This window comes from Flavobacterium sp. FlaQc-47 (assembly GCF_044006475.1).
GTDB lineage: Bacteria > Bacteroidota > Bacteroidia > Flavobacteriales > Flavobacteriaceae > Flavobacterium.
On record NZ_JBIPCQ010000004.1, the window covers coordinates 597,368 to 617,782 of the forward strand.

At 32.9% G+C, this 20,415-nt stretch carries 19 protein-coding genes; 9 read left to right on the forward strand and 10 right to left on the reverse strand.

The features are described 5' to 3' along the window. Nucleotides 1–29: 29 nt before the first annotated feature. The 7 genes from ACHRVX_RS15840 to ACHRVX_RS15870 all read right to left on the reverse strand — a co-directional run bounded on the left by ACHRVX_RS15840 (nucleotide 30) and on the right by ACHRVX_RS15870 (nucleotide 7,334). The gene (locus tag ACHRVX_RS15840; protein ID WP_395333892.1) at nucleotides 30–1,283 is read right to left on the reverse strand and encodes a CinA family nicotinamide mononucleotide deamidase-related protein; all 1,254 of its coding nucleotides are present in this window, start codon (nucleotides 1,281–1,283) and stop codon (nucleotides 30–32) included. A gap of 229 nt (nucleotides 1,284–1,512) precedes the next feature. Further along, on the reverse strand, nucleotides 1,513–1,857 hold the full coding sequence (locus ACHRVX_RS15845; protein ID WP_395333894.1) for an Hpt domain-containing protein: 345 nt from the start codon (nucleotides 1,855–1,857) through the stop codon (nucleotides 1,513–1,515). Then, entirely contained in the window at nucleotides 1,857–2,468 is a 612-nt protein-coding gene (locus ACHRVX_RS15850; protein WP_395333896.1) for a fumarylacetoacetate hydrolase family protein, read from the reverse strand. Before ACHRVX_RS15850 ends, ACHRVX_RS15845 begins: the two co-directional genes overlap by 1 nt. Nucleotides 2,469–2,561: 93 nt before the next feature. Then, on the reverse strand, nucleotides 2,562–3,332 hold the full coding sequence (locus ACHRVX_RS15855) for an exonuclease domain-containing protein (protein WP_395333898.1): 771 nt from the start codon (nucleotides 3,330–3,332) through the stop codon (nucleotides 2,562–2,564). A 216-nt stretch (nucleotides 3,333–3,548) separates the two neighbouring features. Next, nucleotides 3,549–4,874 carry a dihydrolipoamide acetyltransferase family protein gene (locus ACHRVX_RS15860; protein ID WP_395333900.1) on the reverse strand — a complete coding sequence of 442 codons (1,326 nt, stop codon included), beginning with the start codon at nucleotides 4,872–4,874 and terminating at the stop codon, nucleotides 3,549–3,551. Between the two features lie 84 nt (nucleotides 4,875–4,958). Beyond that, nucleotides 4,959–6,122 (reverse strand): glycosyltransferase family 2 protein, encoded by a 1,164-nt coding sequence (locus ACHRVX_RS15865; protein ID WP_395333902.1) that lies wholly within the window; start codon nucleotides 6,120–6,122, stop codon nucleotides 4,959–4,961. A gap of 30 nt (nucleotides 6,123–6,152) precedes the next feature. Continuing rightward, on the reverse strand, nucleotides 6,153–7,334 hold the full coding sequence (locus tag ACHRVX_RS15870; protein ID WP_395333904.1) for a hypothetical protein: 1,182 nt from the start codon (nucleotides 7,332–7,334) through the stop codon (nucleotides 6,153–6,155). 210 nt (nucleotides 7,335–7,544) lie between these two features. On the opposite strand from ACHRVX_RS15870, the gene ACHRVX_RS15875 reads away from it, so the two are divergent. After that, the gene (locus ACHRVX_RS15875; RefSeq protein WP_395333906.1) at nucleotides 7,545–8,537 is read left to right on the forward strand and encodes a hypothetical protein; all 993 of its coding nucleotides are present in this window, start codon (nucleotides 7,545–7,547) and stop codon (nucleotides 8,535–8,537) included. 38 nt (nucleotides 8,538–8,575) lie between these two features. On the opposite strand, the gene ACHRVX_RS15880 is transcribed toward ACHRVX_RS15875, so the two are convergent. Further along, nucleotides 8,576–9,769: a DUF5009 domain-containing protein gene (locus tag ACHRVX_RS15880; RefSeq protein WP_395333908.1), complete on the reverse strand. Its 1,194-nt coding sequence runs from the start codon at nucleotides 9,767–9,769 to the stop codon at nucleotides 8,576–8,578. 115 nt (nucleotides 9,770–9,884) lie between these two features. Between ACHRVX_RS15880 and ACHRVX_RS15885 the strand changes: the two genes are divergently transcribed. Beyond that, a complete protein-coding gene (locus ACHRVX_RS15885; RefSeq protein ID WP_395333910.1) occupies nucleotides 9,885–10,622 on the forward strand; it encodes a tyrosine-protein phosphatase in 738 nt (245 codons plus the stop codon). Nucleotides 10,623–10,632: 10 nt separating this feature from the next. Here the strand turns inward: ACHRVX_RS15885 and ACHRVX_RS15890 are convergent, their stop codons facing one another. After that, nucleotides 10,633–12,051 (reverse strand): undecaprenyl-phosphate glucose phosphotransferase, encoded by a 1,419-nt coding sequence (locus ACHRVX_RS15890; RefSeq protein ID WP_395333912.1) that lies wholly within the window; start codon nucleotides 12,049–12,051, stop codon nucleotides 10,633–10,635. A gap of 145 nt (nucleotides 12,052–12,196) precedes the next feature. Between ACHRVX_RS15890 and ACHRVX_RS15895 the strand changes: the two genes are divergently transcribed. The 5 genes from ACHRVX_RS15895 to ACHRVX_RS15915 all read left to right on the forward strand — a co-directional run bounded on the left by ACHRVX_RS15895 (nucleotide 12,197) and on the right by ACHRVX_RS15915 (nucleotide 17,127). Beyond that, on the forward strand, nucleotides 12,197–13,162 hold the full coding sequence (locus ACHRVX_RS15895; RefSeq protein WP_395333914.1) for a T9SS C-terminal target domain-containing protein: 966 nt from the start codon (nucleotides 12,197–12,199) through the stop codon (nucleotides 13,160–13,162). A gap of 307 nt (nucleotides 13,163–13,469) precedes the next feature. Further along, nucleotides 13,470–15,332 carry an ABC-F family ATP-binding cassette domain-containing protein gene (locus ACHRVX_RS15900; protein WP_395333916.1) on the forward strand — a complete coding sequence of 621 codons (1,863 nt, stop codon included), beginning with the start codon at nucleotides 13,470–13,472 and terminating at the stop codon, nucleotides 15,330–15,332. Nucleotides 15,333–15,454: 122 nt separating this feature from the next. Then, nucleotides 15,455–15,823 (forward strand): four helix bundle protein, encoded by a 369-nt coding sequence (locus tag ACHRVX_RS15905; protein ID WP_395333918.1) that lies wholly within the window; start codon nucleotides 15,455–15,457, stop codon nucleotides 15,821–15,823. 75 nt (nucleotides 15,824–15,898) lie between these two features. Next, the gene (locus ACHRVX_RS15910; RefSeq protein ID WP_395333920.1) at nucleotides 15,899–16,372 is read left to right on the forward strand and encodes an FKBP-type peptidyl-prolyl cis-trans isomerase; all 474 of its coding nucleotides are present in this window, start codon (nucleotides 15,899–15,901) and stop codon (nucleotides 16,370–16,372) included. A 212-nt stretch (nucleotides 16,373–16,584) separates the two neighbouring features. After that, nucleotides 16,585–17,127: a hypothetical protein gene (locus ACHRVX_RS15915; RefSeq protein ID WP_395333922.1), complete on the forward strand. Its 543-nt coding sequence runs from the start codon at nucleotides 16,585–16,587 to the stop codon at nucleotides 17,125–17,127. 136 nt (nucleotides 17,128–17,263) lie between these two features. Here the strand turns inward: ACHRVX_RS15915 and ACHRVX_RS15920 are convergent, their stop codons facing one another. Next, the gene (locus ACHRVX_RS15920) at nucleotides 17,264–18,814 is read right to left on the reverse strand and encodes an SDR family NAD(P)-dependent oxidoreductase (RefSeq protein WP_395333924.1); all 1,551 of its coding nucleotides are present in this window, start codon (nucleotides 18,812–18,814) and stop codon (nucleotides 17,264–17,266) included. Between the two features lie 159 nt (nucleotides 18,815–18,973). Here ACHRVX_RS15920 and ACHRVX_RS15925 point away from each other — a divergent pair, with 159 nt between their 5' ends. Together ACHRVX_RS15925 and ACHRVX_RS15930 are read left to right on the forward strand one after the other, a co-directional pair. Continuing rightward, nucleotides 18,974–19,765: an O-methyltransferase gene (locus ACHRVX_RS15925; protein WP_395333926.1), complete on the forward strand. Its 792-nt coding sequence runs from the start codon at nucleotides 18,974–18,976 to the stop codon at nucleotides 19,763–19,765. Nucleotides 19,766–19,969: 204 nt separating this feature from the next. Then, nucleotides 19,970–20,359, forward strand: coding sequence for an XRE family transcriptional regulator (locus tag ACHRVX_RS15930; protein ID WP_395333928.1), 390 nt, complete (start codon nucleotides 19,970–19,972; stop codon nucleotides 20,357–20,359). The last annotated feature ends 56 nt before the right edge of the window (nucleotides 20,360–20,415 follow it).

Sequence of the window (20,415 nt, forward strand, 5' to 3'; positions counted from 1 at the left end):
AAAGAAAAATAAACGATTGAAACAAAAAATTATAGCACATTTTTTAAAATTTCTTTCTGTAATATTTCTAAACTCTTAATCACGGCTCTATCTATCACTTTTTCACGTGGTTGACCAAAATTAAATTCTTCAACAATTATTCCGGTTGGAGTAGATAAAGCGATAAAAACAGCTCCAATTTCTGCATCTGAGTCACCTTTTGTAGGTCCGGCGTTCCCGGTTGTTGCAATTGCATAGTCTGTTTTAAGTATCTCTTTCACCTTCAAAGCCATAGCCGAAGCAACTTCTGCACTAACTACCGAAAACTGATCGACTAAATCCTGCGAGATACCAAGAACATTAACCTTTGCCTCTGTTGCATACGAAACCACACTGCCTTTGAAGTAATTAGAAGCTCCGGGAACTGCAGACAAAACAGAAGCTACTTTTCCTCCCGTAAAGCTTTCAGCAGTTGAAATTGTTTTGTTTTGTTTACTTAATATTTTACCAACTACAGATTCTATGGTTTCATTTTCTTCATAACCTACTATAATATCATGAATTATAGCATCTAATGATTGTACGTTTTCTTCGATTGCCGCTTCTAAAAGCTCCTTATTTGTTCCTCTGGCAGACAAACGCAAACGCACTCTTCCGGGATTTGGCAAATAAGCCAGCTTGATAAACTCGGGTAAATTATCCTCCCAATGTTCAATACGTTCTGCCACTAGGCTTTCGCCCTGACCGTAAGTCAAAATGGTTTTATGAATGATATAAGGGCGTTTATATTCACGAACTATTTTAGGAATTATTTCTTCTTCGACTAAATATTTCATTTCATACGGAACTCCCGGAAGCGAAATAAAAACGGTATCTTCTTTCTTCATCCACATTCCCGGTGCTGTTCCCATTTTATTATGTAAAACGGTGCATTTTGACGGAACTAAGGCCTGATCTTTATTTAATTGTGAAATTGGTCGTTTATAAAATCCTTCTATCAATTCGGTTACGTGAGCTAAAACTTCCGGATTAACAATTAATTCATCATCAAAGTAATCGCAGAATGTTTTTTTTGTGATATCATCTTTTGTTGGGCCTAAACCGCCGGTTATAACCACAACATCGACTTTGTTTTGCAAAAGGGCAAACGTGTCTAAAATGTGTTTTTTGTTATCACTTATCGAAATCATTTCGTGAACTTCGACACCAATTCGGTCGAGGGATTTAGCAATAAAACCTGAGTTTGTATCTACAATCTGACCTATTAAAATTTCATCTCCAATAGTAATGATAGTTGCTTTCATAGCTGTGGAATATTTTTACTTACCTATTAGTAAGTGATTATTATAAAGTAGGTTGTTGTCGCAATGATTTTGCGTGAGGGATAGAAACGGCATGCTTTTGTAACAAACGAAAAGTGCTCGCTAAACGATTTTTTTAATGGAACAAAAGATATAATATCCCGATAAATATCGGGACAACTCCATTTTTGCCCTCATATTTAAAGGCAAAAATGAAGTCACGCCTACATCTTTACAAATCAAAGTCTTTTTTGATTTCTTTTATTGCCTCTTTCACTTGTATCTTGATACTTTTGAAAGTTTCGACAATTTCTTTTTTCTTGCCTTCGGCCTTTGTCCAGGCTTCGACTTGCAGAATTTCTTCAAATGCTACATTTAAACCCATTAAATCTAATGTAGGTTTTATTTTGTGTGCATAAGAATAAGCATATTTATGATCTTTTTTCTTAATTCCTTCTTTGATTTGTTGCAAATCCTCAGGAACTTCGGTAACAAATAATTTAAGAATTTCGTTTACAAATTCCGGATCATTGTCTGAAAGTGCATATACTTTCGAAAGGTTATATTTTAAAGCCATTATTTTACTTGTATTCTGAATAATTTTTTATCTTCTAAAAAGCCTTCTAAAACATCATTTGGTTTTACTGCAGCAACACCTTCCGGGGTTCCTGTAAAAATAATATCTCCAATTTTTAAGGTAAAAAATTGCGATACATAAGAAACAAGTTCATCAATTTTCCAAAGCATAAAGCCTGTATTCCCTTTTTGAACTGTTTCTGAATTATTTGTCAGCTCAAATGTAAGATTTTCCATCGAAGTAAAATCGGTTTTTGGTAAAAACTCACCAATAACTGCAGAACCATCAAATGCTTTCGCTTTTTCCCAAGGCAACCCTTTTGCTTTTAATTTATCTTGTAAATCTCTGGCAGTAAAATCAATACCCACACTTATTTCATCATAATACTTGTGCGCAAACTTAGGCTCAATGTATTTCCCAACTTTACTAATTTTAACAACTATCTCTATTTCGTGATGAATCTCTTCAGAAAATTCCGGAATCACAAACGGATGTTGCTTCAACAAAACTGCCGAATCCGGTTTCATAAAAACTACTGGTTCTGTTGGACGCTCGTTTTTTAATTCTTCAATATGATTGGTATAATTTCTACCGATACAAATAATCTTCATTTTTTTATGAGTTGCTAAGATGCTAAGTTACTAAGGTTCTAAGAAAAAAAATGCAAAAAACTTAGCATCTTAGAACATTAGTAACTTAGTACCTTATTTAGTATTTAACTTTCTTAATTTAATTGCCGTCAAAACCTTTTTGGTATATAATGGAAAATCAGCATTTTGAATCCAGCTGAAATATCCCGGTTCTGTTTCCAGAATTTTATCTACTTTGACACCTTTATGTTTTCCGAAGGTAAAAATTTCTTCGTTGTCCTGATCAAAAGCAATCATTCCGGCAAAATCAGCGATTTTTTTACGGGTTGTAAATTCAGATAATGACTTCATATCATTTTCTAAATCAGGATAACGGTCTAATTGTGCTTTAAGAATTTCGTAGGTCGCCATGGTGTCTGCTTCTGCAGAGTGGGCGTTTTCAAGATTTTTTCCGCAATAGAATTTTAATGCCGCACTTAAAGTACGTTCTTCCATTTTATGAAAAATAGTCTGCACATCTACCGAAACTTTATTTTTCATATCAAAATCAACTCCGGCGCGAAGCAATTCTTCTGCCAATAACGGAATATCAAAACGATCTGAATTAAAACCTCCTAAATCACTGTCTTTAATCATATTATGAACCTGAGTTGCCAGTTCTGCAAAAGTGGGTTCATTAGCTACTTTTTCATTGGTGATACCATGAACGGCAGTTGTTTGCGGCGGAATTGGAATCGTAGGATTCACTAACCATGTTTTACTTTCTTTATTTCCGTTTGGAAAAACTTTGAATATCGAAATTTCTACAATTCGATCTTTACCGATATCAATTCCGGTTGTTTCAAGATCAAAAAAGCAAATTGGTTTGTTGAGTTTGAGTTCCATTTTTTAATTTTATAAGATTACAAATGTAATTTTTAAAGCCGAATTTTCTCTTTTATTCTTAACTTTTTTAAACAAAAATCACCTCAATTTTATGTTTTAAAGATTTAAAATTATCCTAAAAGAAAGCATCGGTTGTTTTTTCTAATATTTTCTTACAAACAAAAAACCCGGAAAATAGTACAATTTTCCGGGTTTTGAATGTATTATTACTGATTTTTAGAAATCTCTGTTGACATCAAAAGCTTCTAAATATTCTGCTACTCTTTTTACGAAACTTCCGCCTAAAGCACCGTCTACAACTCTATGATCGTAAGAATGCGACAGGAACATTTTTTGACGAATTCCGATAAAGTCACCTTCCGGTGTTTCGATAACCGCAGGAACCTTACGAATCGCTCCAAGAGCCAGAATTCCTACTTGCGGCTGATTGATAATTGGCGTCCCGAAAACACTTCCAAAAGTACCCACATTCGTAACCGTATAAGTTCCGCCCTGAGTATCGTCCGGTTTTAATTTTCCTGTTTTAGCACGGTTTCCTAAATCGTTAACCGCTTTTGCCATTCCAACTAAATTCAACTGATCTGCATTTTTAATTACAGGAACAATTAAATTTCCGTTTGGTAAAGCCGCAGCCATTCCTAAATTTATATTTTTCTTTTTAATGATATAATCACCATCTACAGAAATATTCATTCCAGGGAAATCTTTTAATGCTTTTGCAACCGCTTCCATCATAATTGGTGTAAAAGTCAACTTCTCCCCTTCTCTTTTCTCGAAAGCAGTTTTAACTTTTTCTCTCCATTTTACGATATTAGTCACGTCAACTTCAATAAACGATTGTACGTGTGCCGAAGTTTGTACGGAAGCCACCATATAACCTGAAATCAGTTTTCTCATTCTGTCCATCTCGATGATTTCATCACCTCCATTTACAGAAACAGGAACTGCTTGCTGGCTTTTTTGAACCGGAGCAACCGGAGCAACCGGCTCTGCTGCTTTTGGAGTTTCAACAACAGCTTCTGGAGTTGCAACGCCTGATTTACGGGTTTCAATATGTTTTAAAATATCTTCTTTTGTTACGCGGCCATCTTTTCCTGAACCGGCAATACTTTCTAATTCAGCTACAGAAATACCTTCTTCTTTTGCAATATTTTTTACTAAAGGAGAAAAGAATTTGTCTGATCCTGAAAAATCCTGTGGAGACGAAACTGAATCTTTTGCAACTTCAATCGTTTGCTCGATAGCAGCAACCTCAGCTGGAGCAGCAATATCTTCAACTACTTTTGCTGTTGGCGCATCACCTTCAGTTTCAATAATTGCAATGGTTTGTCCTACCTGAACTAAATCATCTTTGCCAAATAACTGTTCAACTAAAATTCCTGAAACTTCGCTTGGTACTTCACTGTCAACCTTATCAGTTGCAATTTCCAGTACAGCTTCATCAGCTTCAATTTTGTCTCCTACTTCTTTCAACCAGTTGGTAATAGTTGCTTCAGCGACACTTTCTCCCATTTTAGGAAGCTTTAATTCAAATCTTGCCATATTGTTAATCTAAAGGATGATTTTGATTTTCTGATTGCGAAATTACTGAATATTTTAAATATAAATTACACTTAATATAATTTTTTACTCAATTTTTATAACTTGCCCTCTGTCATTACGGGAATTGCTTCCAATAATAAAATCTGTGTTTTTGGGGAAAATCTTAAAAGTAACGTTCTTATCTTTAAGAGTTTTTATGATTTTGATACATTTTTTGAATGAAACATACTGATTATCCAAAATAATCTCAACCCTTTTACCCTTAAAAACCAGCGACGAATTTACTATTTTTTCTTTTTTTAAATTCATAAAGCGTACTTTATTTTTTAAAATAGAAGGCAATTTTTCAGACAATTTTTTATTTGAAGAATAAAAAACAACCGTTTCCGGTAACGGTTTTGCTTTCGTTTTTCCCTGAAACATTTTTGCAAAGGAGAAAAACCAAATCCCGATTTGGATAAAAAATTCAAAAAACCACGATTTCTTAAAATGCTTGTGATAGAAAAAAGTCATCGCTTCCTGAAAACGTTTCATGTATTTTTCATCTTTAACCGTACTTTCTCCTTTATAATGCAAAACGGTGGTTTCGTGGAAATAATAATTGGATTTGTTTTTCTGTAAAACGCGGTACGACAAATCGATATCGTCAGCATACATAAAACATTTTTCATCAAAACCTTCTAATTCTACATACAAATCCCGTTTCATCAACATAAAAGCGCCTACTAAAATATCAACTTTTCCGGTTTCATCTTTTGCTAAATGCTGGGCATAATATTGATTGAAAAGTTTCCATTTTGGAAAAACTTTATACAATCCAAAAATCTTTGTAAATGCAATCCATGGCGTTGGGATTCCGCGTTTGCTTTCCGGCAGAAATTCTCCTGTTCCGTCAATTAATTGACAGCCTACAATTCCTAGATTGATTTGCCTTTCGGCGAAAGCCAAAACTTTAATAAATGTATCTTCTGCAACAACTGTATCAGGATTTAAAATACAAATGTATTTTCCGGAAGCTTGCTCAACTCCTATGTTATTCCCCTTTGGAAAACCAAAATTGGTAGTATTCTGAATTAATTTTACCGTTGGAAATTTAGTTTTCATCATCGAACAACTCTCATCTGACGAATTATTATCGATAACAATGATTTCGGCGTCAAGTGCAGCAATCGCTTCCTGAACACTTAATACACACTGTTCCAGAAAGTAACGTACATTATAATTAAGAATAATTACCGATAATTGCATGAAAAATAGTGGAATTGATTTTTTCGAAAGTTAGAAATTTTCAGCCAAACCAAGTCGTAAAGACCAATCGTTTTTACTAACTCCAAAATCAAGGATCAAATTGCTATTGTTTTGCTTATTCCATTTAATGCGCAAACCGGTTCCTACAGCCGGATTCCATTTTTTAAAATCGTAAGTATCAAGTTTCGAAACTGACGAAATATTGGTAAAAAAAACAGCCCCAATAAAACCGTTTTTAGTAATATCAGTTCTGTATTCGGTTTCAAAATAAATTAAGGCATTACTTCGAAATCTGTTTCTGGTAAAACCCCGACCTGTTTTTCCGTCACGATCCCAACCAATACTTGGAAGATCGAGATAATGCGGTTTCCCTCCAAAAGTGGACCAATAAAAAGCACGATAAGCTAAAACCCGATGTTTATATTTACTAAACGAATGATATTTTCGAGCATCAAAATAAAAAGATTTCCATTTTTGATCTTCTACCCCACTTGTATTAATTCTGTAGTCAGCTTCGATATATAAACCTTGTTCAGGATTGACATTGTTTTTTCTGGAATCGTACAATCCCTGAATGGCAACTCCAAAAGAATTTTCATCTGAAAAATCCCCATTCATATATTTCACATAATCAGTTTCATCATCGACATATGAGTCTTCTGAAATATTTTGGTAATTATCCAGTAATAATCCCAAGCCTAAACGAAAATTCCCAATTACTTTACGGGTTGCAAATTGGTAAAAACGCCATTGCTGATAATCCAGCGTTGACATTTTTTTGTCTGTATTATGTCCGCCTAAACCATAAGTATCCTGCGGATAAATCATAAAACGATAATCGCCTATAAAATTCCAATTGTTATCTTTTGTATAAATATAGGTTTGAATGGGAAAAACATATTGATTTGTAAAACTGAAATAAGGCGAAAATATAACCTGAGACATTCTGGTAGTTTTGCGATCGCCAAGATAAAATGTGGTTAAAAAGGAAACTACTAATCCTGCATTTTTATTGGCATCTACAGGAACAGGAAGCAAAGAGAATGCTACTTTCTTGTCCGGATTTATTCGTACTGAATCATTTTTATGAAAGAGTTTGTACAAAACATCTAAAATATCTTTTCTGTTATTTGTAACTGAATCATTTTGTGAATAACAAAATGGCATCAGAAAGAAGAATAATAAAATAATTAGAGATTTTATATTTTTCATTTCGTAAGTTTTTCAGAGACAAGTTCTTACAAATTTAAAATTTTATAAATACAAATAAGAAATAGTTTAAAAAATTCTTGGAGAGATTAAATTAAAATTGTGACACAATAACTTCAATACAAATAAATAATTCATATGTAATTTATTACTTTTAAAACTTAGATTTGCATTCTAATTATAAGAATTATTTATCTATTTTAAACCATAATTATGAGAAATTCTATTTACATTTTTATTACTATCATCATTTTAATTAGTTTTTCTGTAAATGCACAAACTTTAAATCCTGCTAATGCTATATCTTCTCCCAATCAGGCAGATAATTTTAAAGGAGGGTATACATTTTCATACTCCACCGCAGGAACTCCTTGGAATGGCTCGTTAATAAGCTATGGAGGCTTTACAAATCAATATGATTGCCAAATTAGCTCCCAATATTCACCCGGAAATCACATAAGCTTTAGAACTAGAGATGGGGATCCTACTAAAAACATCTGGAATCCATGGTATGAACTATGGCATTCCGGAAACCTTAATAATGCAAACAGTGATTTTCTTGCTAAAACAATAAAAAGCTCCGCATTAAATGTCTATGGCAATAATCCTGACGCAACCAATATTATTTTAGCTGCAGATTATGCTGATATTTTCCGCTGGAGAGTAAAAACAAAAGACAGAGGAAATGCAATTGATCTTGATTTTACTTCCTCTGATATCAATGATACGCAGGAAGATGTTTTAAAATTATCCCGATCAAATTCAGGAAGACCACAATTTCAACTCTACAACAATGCAATTGTTGCCAATAACGGAAACGTAGGTATTGGAACAGCAAATCCAACATCAAAACTTACTGTTGCGGGAGATATAAACTCACGAGAAGTAAAAGTAACTGTCAATGCCGGAGCTGACTTTGTGTTTGAAAACAACTATGAACTTCTTACCTTAGAAGTATTAGCTGAGTACATAAAAACCAATAAACATTTACCGGAAGTACCATCTGCCAAAACAATGCAGGAAAACGGCATAAACCTTTCTGAAATGAATATTAAACTATTACAAAAAATTGAAGAATTAACACTTTACGTAATAGAACAAGACAAAAAAAATAATGTTCTTCTATTAAAAGTTAAAGATTTAGAAAACGAAAGCGATAAATTTAAATCACTATCAGACAGATTAGCAAAGCTTGAAAATAAATAAAATATCAAAATTTTTATTTTAATAAACACTTAACTTTACTACAAATGCAGTTGAATTTTATACTTGTTGCATAATTTCATCACAAACAACATTATCGTTGAAAAAACCAGCGACCAGATAATTCCCGGAACGCCTACACGAAAATACCCGGGAATAATATGAATTTGAAAAGCTTTACAGAAATAATAAATCACACCCGGCAAAATATAAATCAATAACGGATTTGCTGCTGCGGGCATAAAGAAATTACTCCATTTGGTGATTTTTTTAATTTCCATTAACCAATACAAAAAGTAGAATAAAACGGTACATATTGCTGCCGAAAACATTGTCCATGACGGCGTTCCTTTTATTTTTGAGATTCCAAAATAAGGTCTTAATAAATATCCTGTTATAAAAAACAGAACGGCAAAACCTATTACTGCCCAATTGATTTTAGCCGCTACTTTTCGGTCAAAAAACAACAACGAAATTACTACTCCGGCAGCAACTAACGCAGCGTGGGTTAAATGTCCGGCAATAAAACTCAACCAGGACGCTTGTTGTATAAATGATCCTTCGGTTAAATTGATAGTATTTCCTGCTACACAAACAACTAAAAATGCAATCATCGCCCATAATCGTCCGGAAACGATCCAATAGTAAACCACTGTAAAGAGATACGCCCAACCAATTAAACCTAAAATTCCCCACCATTTTGGTGTCATTCCTATTTCGCCAGTTTCTTCCTGAACGTATAAAAAATAGAGAACTATCAAAACTAACATTCCGCCATATTGAAGGGTATATTTTAACCAAACCGGAAAATCTTTAGCATATTTATTCCAAATAGGAATTGGCATAAAGTAAGCTAAAAGTGCCCAAAATACTGGCGTAATTATCATTTTTGTCGCGTCATAACCATATTCGGCGTTGACCATAAAAACACCTATAATAATTAAGGCTAAAGCTCTTTTTAAAGTATGTGTCCAGATTTTTTTCGCACTATCACCTTTTAGTAATCGTGCATTAAACGCAAACGGAATTGACATACCAACAATAAATAAAAAAGCAGGAAAAACAACATCTACAAAAGTCATCGCATCAGCATCAGCCGGCATATGCCTCATCCACTGCGGCACTTGTTTTATACTTGCCAGCTCATTTACAAAAATCATAATAAAAATAGTAATTCCGCGTAAAGCGTCAATAGAAATAATCCTTTTATGGTATAAATTTTCTTTGATTTTCATAAATAATTATGTTTTTATCAATCTCAAATATAATATAATTATAAAATGCGCAGTTACAATTGTTACATTAAAATTTAATAATAACAAATCCTTTGTATTTCTATACTTTTGCAATATGCTATCCTTCTTAAAATCCAAGCCAAAATTAAAAGATCTGTTATCTGATAATTATATCGATATCCATTCCCATTTATTACCTGGAATAGATGATGGCGCAAAAACTATTAGCGACACTATAAAACTGGCTGAATCATTTGAGGAAATGGGAATTTCGCACGCTATTACCACGCCTCATATCAGTCATTATGTCTGGAAAAACTCTCCTGATATAATAACAGCCAAACATCAGGAAACTAAAGTTTTATTAGAAAAGGAAAATATTAAAATTCCTTTTAATGCTGCCGCAGAATATTTTATGGATGATTGGTTTGAAAATCATCTTCAGACCGAAAAACTTCTTACGCTAAAGGACAATTATGTTTTAGTAGAAATGTCGTATCAAAATGCTCCACTACAGTTGTATAAAATTATATTTGATTTACAAGTTGCAGGATATATTCCTGTTTTGGCCCATCCGGAACGTTATTTATATTATCGAAAAGATTTTAATGAATATGAAAAACTAAAGAAAGCCGGATGTTTTTTTCAGTTGAATTTATTATCCACAGTTGGTTATTACGGAGAAAGAATTACTAGAACTGCCGAGGAACTTTTAAAAAAAGGAATGTATGATTTTACAGGAAGTGATGTACATCATATGAAACATATTGCCTCTTTTAGCGAAAAAATCAAAGTTGACAGTATTTCGAATTTAAAGGAAGTGATTAAAAATAATGCGTTTTTTAAATTCTGATTCAACTTTATCAATAAGCGTTCTCTTCGCCTTTGAAGATATTAATAACTGTTTTTACAATAATTTTCATATCCAGTAAAAAGCTCCAGTTTTCGATATACCAAATATCATATTCCACTCTGTTTTCCATATCGCTTAATATTTTTGTTTCACCACGAAACCCGTTAACCTGTGCCCAGCCTGTAATACCGGGTTTTGCATATTGACGCACTACATAATTATTAATCAAATCACTATATTCTTTTACAACATTCATCATATGTGGTCGTGGACCAACAACAGACATGTCTCCCCAGAAAACATTAAAAAATTGCGGCAACTCATCAATACTTGTTTTACGGATAAAAGCGCCAAATTTAGTTACACGGCTATCTCCTTTTTCAGTTATTTTATGATGGGCAAAATCATTTAGGTACATGCTTCTAAATTTTAAACATTTAAAAGATCGTTTATCACGGCCTTCCCGTATTTGTTTAAAAAAAACAGGACCTGGCGATTCGATTTTGATAATCAACATTATTATGGGAAACAACCACGGAAAAACGAGTAGAATCACTAAACTTGAAAAACAAATATCAAATGCTTTTTTCAACAACCTGTTTACAGGAAATTCCAAAGGTTCTGTACGAAACATTAATACTGCCGTATTTTCATAAAAAGTAACCTCAACTTTGCTGGCTTTTGTATACAACTGAAAATCCGGAATAAATTTGATTCGCACCATATTTTGCTCACAAATTCGCGTTAGTTCATTGATTATTTCAATATTATCAATGTGTAATGCAACATACATTTCATCGACTATTTTATCATTTACAAATTGACTGATTGTATCAAATCCGCCTAAGACTAATTTAGGATCGACAATTTTATTTTCGATGGTTTCATCAAAAAAGCCTAAAAACCGATAACCGTAAGTTAAATCCTTAGCTAAAATTTTCCTGATTTTTTCTCCTGATTCATTGGCACCAACTACAATAAAGGTTTTAAAATTATATCCTTTTGCGCGAATATATTTTAAAAGCTTCATTGATAAATAACGGGAAATCATTAATAACCCAAAGAAAATAAAATAAAAAGAAAGCAGCCTGATTCTTGAAATATCATTGTATTGTAAATAAACTACAAAAACCGAAATTAGGGCAGCATGAATGACCAGCTTTTTGATTGTTCTTACTAATATGGATTCAATTGGTTCAACTCTTATGCTTCGGTTAGAATCATTTTGAAGTAATAATGCTATCCAGATTAAAATTGCAAGTAACGAAACTGTTTTCTCCTCTTTTGATAAAAGCATGTCTAAACTGCCAAATCTAGCCAATGCTGAAAGTATGGTAGCTAAATTTAACAATACCACATCTACGCCAACAAATAAAAGTTTAAAATAGCGTGAAAACCGGTAATGGGACAGTTTTTGTAAAATTTTCATATTTGGTATTTATGCTTTACTAAAAAAACAAAAATCAATTAGTAAAAGCGATGCAAAATACTACTTTAATTATATTTTCAATAGTAATTAAATCTATTCTTTTAAAACTTTACTTTTATTGCATGCAAATTTAATATTGCAGATCATGATAAAAACTATTTTATTCTTTTGCCTGATTATATCTACCGGTTATGCACAAATTCAGGGATGCACAGATCCGCTTTCTAAAAATTACAACGCTAATGCAACAATAAATGACGGAAACTGCATTTATAAAAACGTTAAGGTAAAACCTGAATATTCAAATCAATTAAGTGATTCCGTCAAAGAAACTTCTGGTTTAATTGCCTTTGATAATTTATTGTGGACTCATAATGACGATCATGACAAAACAATTTACGGACTGGATTCTTTAGGGAAAATTCAGAAGAAAATCATTTTAGACAAAGTGAAAAATCATGACTGGGAAGAAATTTCGCAAGACAGTACGCATTTATATATTGGAGATTTTGGTAATAATTTCTCCGGAAACAGAACTGATTTGAATATCCTGAAAATAGAAAAGAAGTCTTTTTTAGAAGGAAATCCAGTTATCGAAACTATTTCATTTGGTTACGCTGACCAAACTGATTTATCAGCGCAAAAAGGAAATACCACTAATTTTGATTGTGAAGCTTTTATAGTTTCAAAAGACAGCATTTATTTGTTCACCAAACAATGGAGTGCATCAAAAACCAGCATTTACGTTTTACCGAAACAAGCAGGAAATCACATTGCCAAATTTAAGGAAACGCTGGACACAAAAGGTCTTGTAACGGGCGCTACATATTTAGAATCTAAAAAGCTGATTGCTTTGTGCGGATATTCAAAATTGGGGAAATCGTTTTTATATCTTTTATATGATTTTAACGATCATGATTTTTTATCGGGAAATAAACGAAGAATTGATTTTAAGCTGTCTTTTCATCAAATAGAGGGAATTGCGACCCACGATGGTTTACATTATTATTTATCGAATGAATCTCTGATTCGAAAACCGGTAATAAATACGCCTCAGCAAATTCACTATTTAGATTTGAGTTCTATATTGAATTCGTATCTCCATAAATAATTGACAAATCCCATATAATAGTCTACTATTGGAAAAAGATATTTAGATGACCCGTTGGTATCATTATTTTTAAGATATAGATACATACTTTAGACTCTCTTTTTTTAATTTTTGGAATTCACCTTTTCTTATGTGCCATTGAAACGGACACGAAAAGAATTTTCGCGCTATTGTTGAGCATATCAGAAACATCGAGTTCCTATCTCCATAAATAATTCGTAAATGGCAATATAATAACTTACTTTTGCAAAAAGTTATGTTTTGTAAATCATTCATAACTTATAATTTATAACTCATAATTTACAAAGTGAATTACCTATCTGTAGAAAATTTATCGAAGTCGTTTGGCGAAAAAACGCTGTTTGACAATATCTCGTTTGGAATAAACAAAGATCAAAAAATTGCTTTCATTGCCAAAAATGGTTCGGGAAAAACAACCATTATGAGCATTATTAATGGTTTAGAAGAACCGGATACTGGTCAGGTGGTTTTAAGAAAAGGGATAAAAATGGCTTTTCTTTCTCAAAGCAACAATTTGCAGGAAGAACTGACTATTGAAGAAAGCATTTTTGCATCTGATAATGAGACTTTAAAAGTTATCGAGAAATACGAAAAAGCACTTGAAAATCCAGACGATGGAGAAGCTTATCAAAAAGCTTTTGATGGAATGGACCAACATAATGCGTGGGATTTTGAAACGCAATACAAACAAATTCTTTTTAAATTAAAACTGGAAGATTTTAAACTTAAAGTAAAAAATCTTTCTGGAGGACAAAAAAAGCGTCTTTCACTAGCGATTATTCTAATCAACCGTCCTGATTTATTGATTCTGGATGAGCCAACCAATCACCTGGATCTTGAAATGATCGAATGGCTGGAAAGTTATTTTGCCAAAGAAAATATTACGTTGTTTATGGTAACGCACGACCGTTTCTTTCTGGAACGTGTTTGTAACGAAATTATCGAACTTGACAACGGAAAATTATACCAATACAAAGGAAATTATTCTTATTACTTAGAGAAAAAAGAAGAAAGACTTACCTCTGAAAATGCCAGCGTTGATAAAGCAAAAAATTTATTTACGAAAGAATTAGAATGGATGCGCCGTCAGCCAAAAGCGAGAACGACAAAATCGAAATCGCGTCAGGATGATTTTTATGTAATTAAAGAAAAAGCACAAAGCCGTCGTCGTGAAAACAAAGTGGAACTTGAAATTAATATGGAACGTATGGGAAGCAAGATTATCGAGCTTCACAAAATCTCTAAAAAATTCAAGGATCATGTTATTCTGGACAACTTTAGTTTTGATTTTCAACGTGGAGAACGCATTGGAATTATTGGTAAAAACGGAACCGGAAAATCTACTTTTTTAAATCTTTTAACAGGAACACTTCCGTTAGATAGTGGTCGCGTAGTAAAAGGGGAAACCATAAAAATTGGCTATTATACACAAACCGGAATCAACCCGAAACCGAATCAGCGTGTAATTGACATTATCAAAGAATACGGAGAATTTATTCCGCTTGCAAAAGGCAGAATGATTTCGGCTTCACAATTATTGGAGCGTTTTCTTTTTGATGCGAAAAAACAATATGATTTTGTAGAAAAATTAAGCGGTGGAGAATTGAAACGTTTGTATTTATGTACCGTTTTAATTCAGAATCCTAACTTTTTAATTCTGGATGAGCCAACAAATGACTTAGATATTGTAACGCTTAATGTATTAGAAAGCTTCTTATTGGATTATCCTGGTTGTTTGCTTGTAGTATCTCACGACCGTTATTTCATGGATAAAATTGTCGATCACTTATTTGTTTTCAGAGGAAATGGTGAAATCGAAAATTTCCCGGGGAATTATTCTGATTTCAGAGCTTATGAAGACAGTTCTGATGTTGCTCAAAAAGAAGAAAACAAGGCAGAAAAGAAAGATTGGAAACAAAATAATCCAACAGGAAATTTGACTTTCAACGAGCAAAAAGAATATCAAAAACTGGAAAGAGAAATTAAAGATTTAGAAATCGACAAAACTAAAATCGAACAATTATTTTCTGATGGAAAAGTCGCTGATGCTGATATAGAGAAAAAAGCAAACGAATTACAAAACATAATCAATAAAATAAATCAGAAAGAAGAACGTTGGTTTGAGCTTTCGGCTAAGATTGAAGGGTAGGTTTTTTTAGTTTTCAGTCGCGGTTTTCAGTCGCAGTGTCAGTTATCAGGCTTAGTCAAAATAATTACATTTAAAAGTAATATTTTTCTTATTTTTTAATTATCCTTGTGAAAAATTAAATAATGGATTTTAAAGAATTACTGGCTTATAAAAAGTCCTTTGAACTTGCAATGGAAATATTTCAATTATCAAAGGCATTTCCGAAAGAAGAAAAATTTTCACTAACTGATCAGATAAGGCTATCTTCTAGAAGCGTTTCTGCAAATATTGCAGAGTCATATCGAAAGAGAAGATATGTAAATCATTTTATAAGTAAATTGACTGATAGTGATGCTGAAAATTCTGAAACAAATGTTTGGTTAGAATTTTCACTAAAATGTGAATATATAAATCAAGAAAAATTTGATCTGTTAAATGCAAAAAACGCTGAAATTGGAAAACTAATTAATTACATGATTAACAATCCTAATAAATTTGGATGCAGTATTTAATATCCACAAAACAAAACTGAAAACTGACACTGAGACTGAAAACTTTATTATATTAGCGCTCTTAATCCACATTTCATGAAATACATTTTAACTTCATTATTAGCTTTAACGCTTTTCATCTCTTGTAATAGTGATAAAGAAAAAAGCAGTGAACCACAAGAAACAGATTATACTGTTGAAAACGATAAAGAGATAACTGACTACATTACCAAAAACAAACTAACAGCTATTAAAAGCGACACTGGTTTGTATTATGTAATCAACGAACCAGGAACTGGGAAACAGCCAACAGCAACATCAAATGTAACTGTAGCATACAAAGGATATTATTCTAACGGAAATGTATTTGATCAAAGTAAACCCGAAGGACTTTCTTTTGGACTGAATCAGGTGATTAAAGGCTGGACAGAAGGAATTCCTCATTTTAAAGAAGGCGGAAGCGGAATTTTATTAGTGCCTTCACATTTAGGCTACGGAAGTTTTGACTCGAATGGAATCGCAGGTGGTTCTGTACTTATTTTTGACGTTAAATTAATTAAAGTCAACTAAGTAAATTAAAGCATCATTTATTTAAATAAAAAAGACCACAACAGAATTATATTTTGTTGTGGTTTTTTCATTTAAACTAAAAACAGCAAACGATTTTAAGAATAACAAAAAATCCACATGTAATAAATTGAAAAAATTATGTAAATGATACTTCATTAGTTTTCCGAGATTTGTGTAAGTGAAAATGAATTCACAATTAAAACATATATAAAATGGAAAATCTAAATAACCCAGACGGAACTAAACGTCAAATACTTACAGGAATGTTCACGGATCGTGAAAGCACAGAAAGAGCTTACAACACTTTACATGACAGAGGATATACAAAGGACGAAATAAACCTTATCATGTCTGATGACACAAGAAAAAAACATTATTCAGACAAGCACGATCACTCTGAATTAGGAACAAAAGCAGCTGAAACTGCCGGAACAGGATCTGCAATTGGCGGAACAATTGGAGCTATCGTAGGTGTTGTTGCAGCATTAGGAACAAGCCTTGTTATTCCTGGATTAGGATTAATTATCGCTGGTCCGTTAGCAGCAGGTTTAGCAGGTGCAGGTGCAGGTGGAATCACAGGAGGTTTAATTGGTGCTTTAGTAGGATCAGGAATCCCTGAAGAAAGAGCAAAAGTTTACGAATCAGGAATTAAAGAAGGTCACGTTGTATTAGGAGTTCACACTCGTAATGACGAAGATGCTGAATATTTTGAAAGAGAATGGAAATCAAATAAAGGAGAAAACATTTACCGTTAATCCCTCTCATTTTTCAAAAAGAAAACCACAACAAAATTTATTATGTTGTGGTTTTTTATTTATTTACTAAGAATGAAAACTGATATTGAAACTGAGACCGAGACCGAGACTGAGACTGAAAACTAAGCCTAAAAAACTACCACGGAATCGGATTATAATCTTTCAGGAATTTCCCGCACCAGTGTTTTCCTGTATTAATTCCGTCAAACAAAGGATCCATCACTCGGGCTGCGCCATCAACAATATCTAATGGCGGTTGAAAATCTTCCAGTTCTTGTTTTTTCTTCGCTAATTCGGCAGGATCTTCATCAGTCACCCAACCTGTATCAACAGCATTCATAAAAATACCGTGTTTTGCCAAAGTTCCGGATGAAGTATGCGTTAACATATTTAGCGCCGCTTTTGCCATATTAGTATGCGGATGGCGGTCTTCTTTAAAAAAGCGATGAAACTTCCCTTCCATTGCCGAAACGTTTATAATGTGTTTTTGTCCCGTATTATCTTTCTTCATTACTTCCGAAAGACGGTTGCATAAAACAAAAGGCGCAACAGAATTCACCAGTTGAACTTCGATCATTTCTGTAGTTTCTATTTGACCCAAACGTAAACGCCAGCTGTTGGTTTTTCTTAAATCAACTTGTTGCAAATCAGCATCAAGTTCTCCTTCCGGAAAAACTTCATTTGCTACTAATGCATTATCGAAAGAATATGGAATCTGGGATAATTTTGCAGAAGCCCTCAAACCAATTCCGGGTTCAGGTCCGTGCCACGTTACCGGCATATTTTCGTTAGAAGAAGCTCCGCTTGTCAGCATTTTTAATTCATCCAGACAATTAAGATGATCTAATAATAATTCCTGCGCTTGTTTTGGCAGTGCGCTAATTGGCAATTCTTCATTCTCCATTAAATGCGAATAAAAACCAGCCGGACGCCTCACGGTTTGTGCCGCATTATTAATCAGAATATCTAAACGTTCATATTTTTGTTCGATAAAATTGCAGAAAATCTCCACACTCGGAATATGCCTTAAATCCAAACCATGAATTTTTAAGCGATGTCCCCATTCCATAAAATCGTCTTCCTTAGCAAAACGCAAAGCCGAATCTACTGGAAAACGAGTTGTAGCGATAACAGTTGCTCCGCCACGCAAAAGCATCAATGTAATATGGTAACCAATTTTTAAACGAGAACCTGTAATAATGGCAACTTGTCCTTTTACATTGGCAGTCTGGAAACGTTTTGCATAATTGAAATCGCCACAATCTGTACACATTGTATCATAAAAGTGATGCATTTTAGTAAATTCGGTTTTACAGACGTAACAATTTCTTGGTGTTTCAAGCTCCAATTGCTCTTTATGGGCAAGATCATTAAAGGCTAACAACTTAGGTGCGACAAATATACTTGCTTCACGCGCATGACGAATTCCGGTTTCTTTACGAGCAGTTTTGTCTTTTTTGTCTTTTTTACGTTTGGTAGCTTGTAAACCATCTTTAACTCTTCGCGAAAATTCACCTCTGTCAGGTCTGGAAAACATTCCTGCTTCCTTAATTAAAGCAATTCGTTGTTCTTTCGGAATATCAAATATCTGATCTGTATTTGTATTCAATTGTGCTAAAATAGCAATGCATCGATTAATTTCTTCAGAAGATATTGTACTTCTGTCCTCTATTTCTTCCTTCAACATCATAAAAACGTATTACTATTAGCTTAAATTTAAAGTCCGCAAATATAGTCTTTTTAAAAGTCTAAAGTCGTAAAGTCAAAAGTCATAAAGCAATACATATCTCTAAACTTTCCGCCTTTCTACTTTTTTGTATATTCGCGCTTATATGTAACTATTAATATGCTATTTCAGATAAAATCTTATTTAAAATTTCTTTGGAACTCCAAAAACGAACACGGCGTTCATTCGCCTTTTGTTTTTAATTTATTAACGAAGTGTTTCTACGATAAAAAACCAAAACCGGAATATTCGATCCTCAAAAATTACCGAAAATCTCTTTTAGAAAATAAAAATTTTATCGAAGTAACTGATTTTGGCGCAGGTTCAAAAGTTTTTAAATCAAATAGAAGACAAATTTCTAAAATAGCAAAGACTGCAGGAATTTCACCAAAACGTGCCGAATTGCTTTTTAGGGTTACTAACTATTTTCAGTCAAAAAACATATTAGAAATTGGAACTTCATTAGGTTTGGCTACTTCTGCCCTTGCTCTGGGAAATACAAATGCTACAGTAATTACGTTAGAAGGCTGTCCTGAAACCGCAAATCAAGGTCAATTGCAATTTCAAAAATTCAATTTCAATAATGTAGATTTGGTAATAAGTGAATTCGAAATTTATCTTCAGGATATTAAACTGAAACTGGAAACTGAGACTAAAAACTTTGACCTTATTTATTTCGACGGCAATCACTCAAAGAAAGCAACTTTAGCTTATTTCGAACTTTTATTGATTACAATAACAAATGATTCTGTTTGGATTTTTGATGACATTCATTGGTCACAAGAAATGGAAGAAGCTTGGAAAATCATTAAAAAACATCCAAAAGTAACTGTAACGATTGACACTTTTCAATGGGGATTTGTATTTTTTAGGTACGAGCAGGAAAAAGAACATTTTGTGATCAGGACATAAAAAAGACAATTATTTTCAGATAATCTTTTCATTTGACCACTTAAGCAACTGAATTCCATGAATATTATTAAGATAAACTATTTTAAATATTAGCTATAATATCCTACAAAAATAATCATTTTGTGAGTTGTTTTTTTATCTTTGAAATTCACTTTTTAGTACAGATAACTTTATCTTTGAACTTTTAGAAAAATAATATTCATTATGGAACATAAAATTCACCAGGGAAGAAACGTAAAACGCTTCAGAGAAATGCTTGGCATCAAACAAGAATCATTGGCTTATGATCTGGGAGAAGACTGGAACCAGAAGAAAATTTCTATGCTGGAACAAAAAGAGATAATTGAAGATAATCTACTAAAACAAATATCTAACTCTATGAAAATTCCTGTTGAAGCTTTTCAAAATTTTGATCAGGATCAGGCATTAAATATCATTGCAAATACTTTTAGTGATAGTACATTAATAATTAATAACTACAATCCAATTGAAAAGATTATTCAATTGCATGAAGAAAAAATCGCACTGTATGAGCGTATGCTGAAAGAGAAAAATGAAATGATGGAAAGACTTGAAAAACTAATAATCAAATAAATTTCAGGACAATTCAGCAAAATTAGAGCATAAAAAAAAGACAACCATTTCTGATT

Excerpts from the sequence above, each read along its gene's own strand:
- ACHRVX_RS15840 (WP_395333892.1), bottom strand. The coding sequence starts at position 1,283 with ATGAAAGCAACTATCATTACTATTGGAGATGAAATTTTAATAGGTCAG.
- ACHRVX_RS15860 (WP_395333900.1), bottom strand. The coding sequence starts at position 4,874 with ATGGCAAGATTTGAATTAAAGCTTCCTAAAATGGGAGAAAGTGTCGCT.
- ACHRVX_RS15930 (WP_395333928.1), top strand. The coding sequence starts at position 19,970 with ATGGAACATAAAATTCACCAGGGAAGAAACGTAAAACGCTTCAGAGAA.
- ACHRVX_RS15845 (WP_395333894.1), bottom strand. The coding sequence starts at position 1,857 with ATGGCTTTAAAATATAACCTTTCGAAAGTATATGCACTTTCAGACAAT.
- ACHRVX_RS15885 (WP_395333910.1), top strand. The coding sequence starts at position 9,885 with ATGCTATCCTTCTTAAAATCCAAGCCAAAATTAAAAGATCTGTTATCT.
- ACHRVX_RS15855 (WP_395333898.1), bottom strand. The coding sequence starts at position 3,332 with ATGGAACTCAAACTCAACAAACCAATTTGCTTTTTTGATCTTGAAACA.
- ACHRVX_RS15925 (WP_395333926.1), top strand. The coding sequence starts at position 18,974 with ATGCTATTTCAGATAAAATCTTATTTAAAATTTCTTTGGAACTCCAAA.
- ACHRVX_RS15865 (WP_395333902.1), bottom strand. The coding sequence starts at position 6,122 with ATGCAATTATCGGTAATTATTCTTAATTATAATGTACGTTACTTTCTG.
- ACHRVX_RS15875 (WP_395333906.1), top strand. The coding sequence starts at position 7,545 with ATGAGAAATTCTATTTACATTTTTATTACTATCATCATTTTAATTAGT.
- ACHRVX_RS15910 (WP_395333920.1), top strand. The coding sequence starts at position 15,899 with ATGAAATACATTTTAACTTCATTATTAGCTTTAACGCTTTTCATCTCT.
- ACHRVX_RS15895 (WP_395333914.1), top strand. The coding sequence starts at position 12,197 with ATGATAAAAACTATTTTATTCTTTTGCCTGATTATATCTACCGGTTAT.
- ACHRVX_RS15870 (WP_395333904.1), bottom strand. The coding sequence starts at position 7,334 with ATGAAAAATATAAAATCTCTAATTATTTTATTATTCTTCTTTCTGATG.
- ACHRVX_RS15905 (WP_395333918.1), top strand. The coding sequence starts at position 15,455 with ATGGATTTTAAAGAATTACTGGCTTATAAAAAGTCCTTTGAACTTGCA.
- ACHRVX_RS15880 (WP_395333908.1), bottom strand. The coding sequence starts at position 9,769 with ATGAAAATCAAAGAAAATTTATACCATAAAAGGATTATTTCTATTGAC.
- ACHRVX_RS15850 (WP_395333896.1), bottom strand. The coding sequence starts at position 2,468 with ATGAAGATTATTTGTATCGGTAGAAATTATACCAATCATATTGAAGAA.
- ACHRVX_RS15915 (WP_395333922.1), top strand. The coding sequence starts at position 16,585 with ATGGAAAATCTAAATAACCCAGACGGAACTAAACGTCAAATACTTACA.
- ACHRVX_RS15920 (WP_395333924.1), bottom strand. The coding sequence starts at position 18,814 with ATGTTGAAGGAAGAAATAGAGGACAGAAGTACAATATCTTCTGAAGAA.
- ACHRVX_RS15890 (WP_395333912.1), bottom strand. The coding sequence starts at position 12,051 with ATGAAAATTTTACAAAAACTGTCCCATTACCGGTTTTCACGCTATTTT.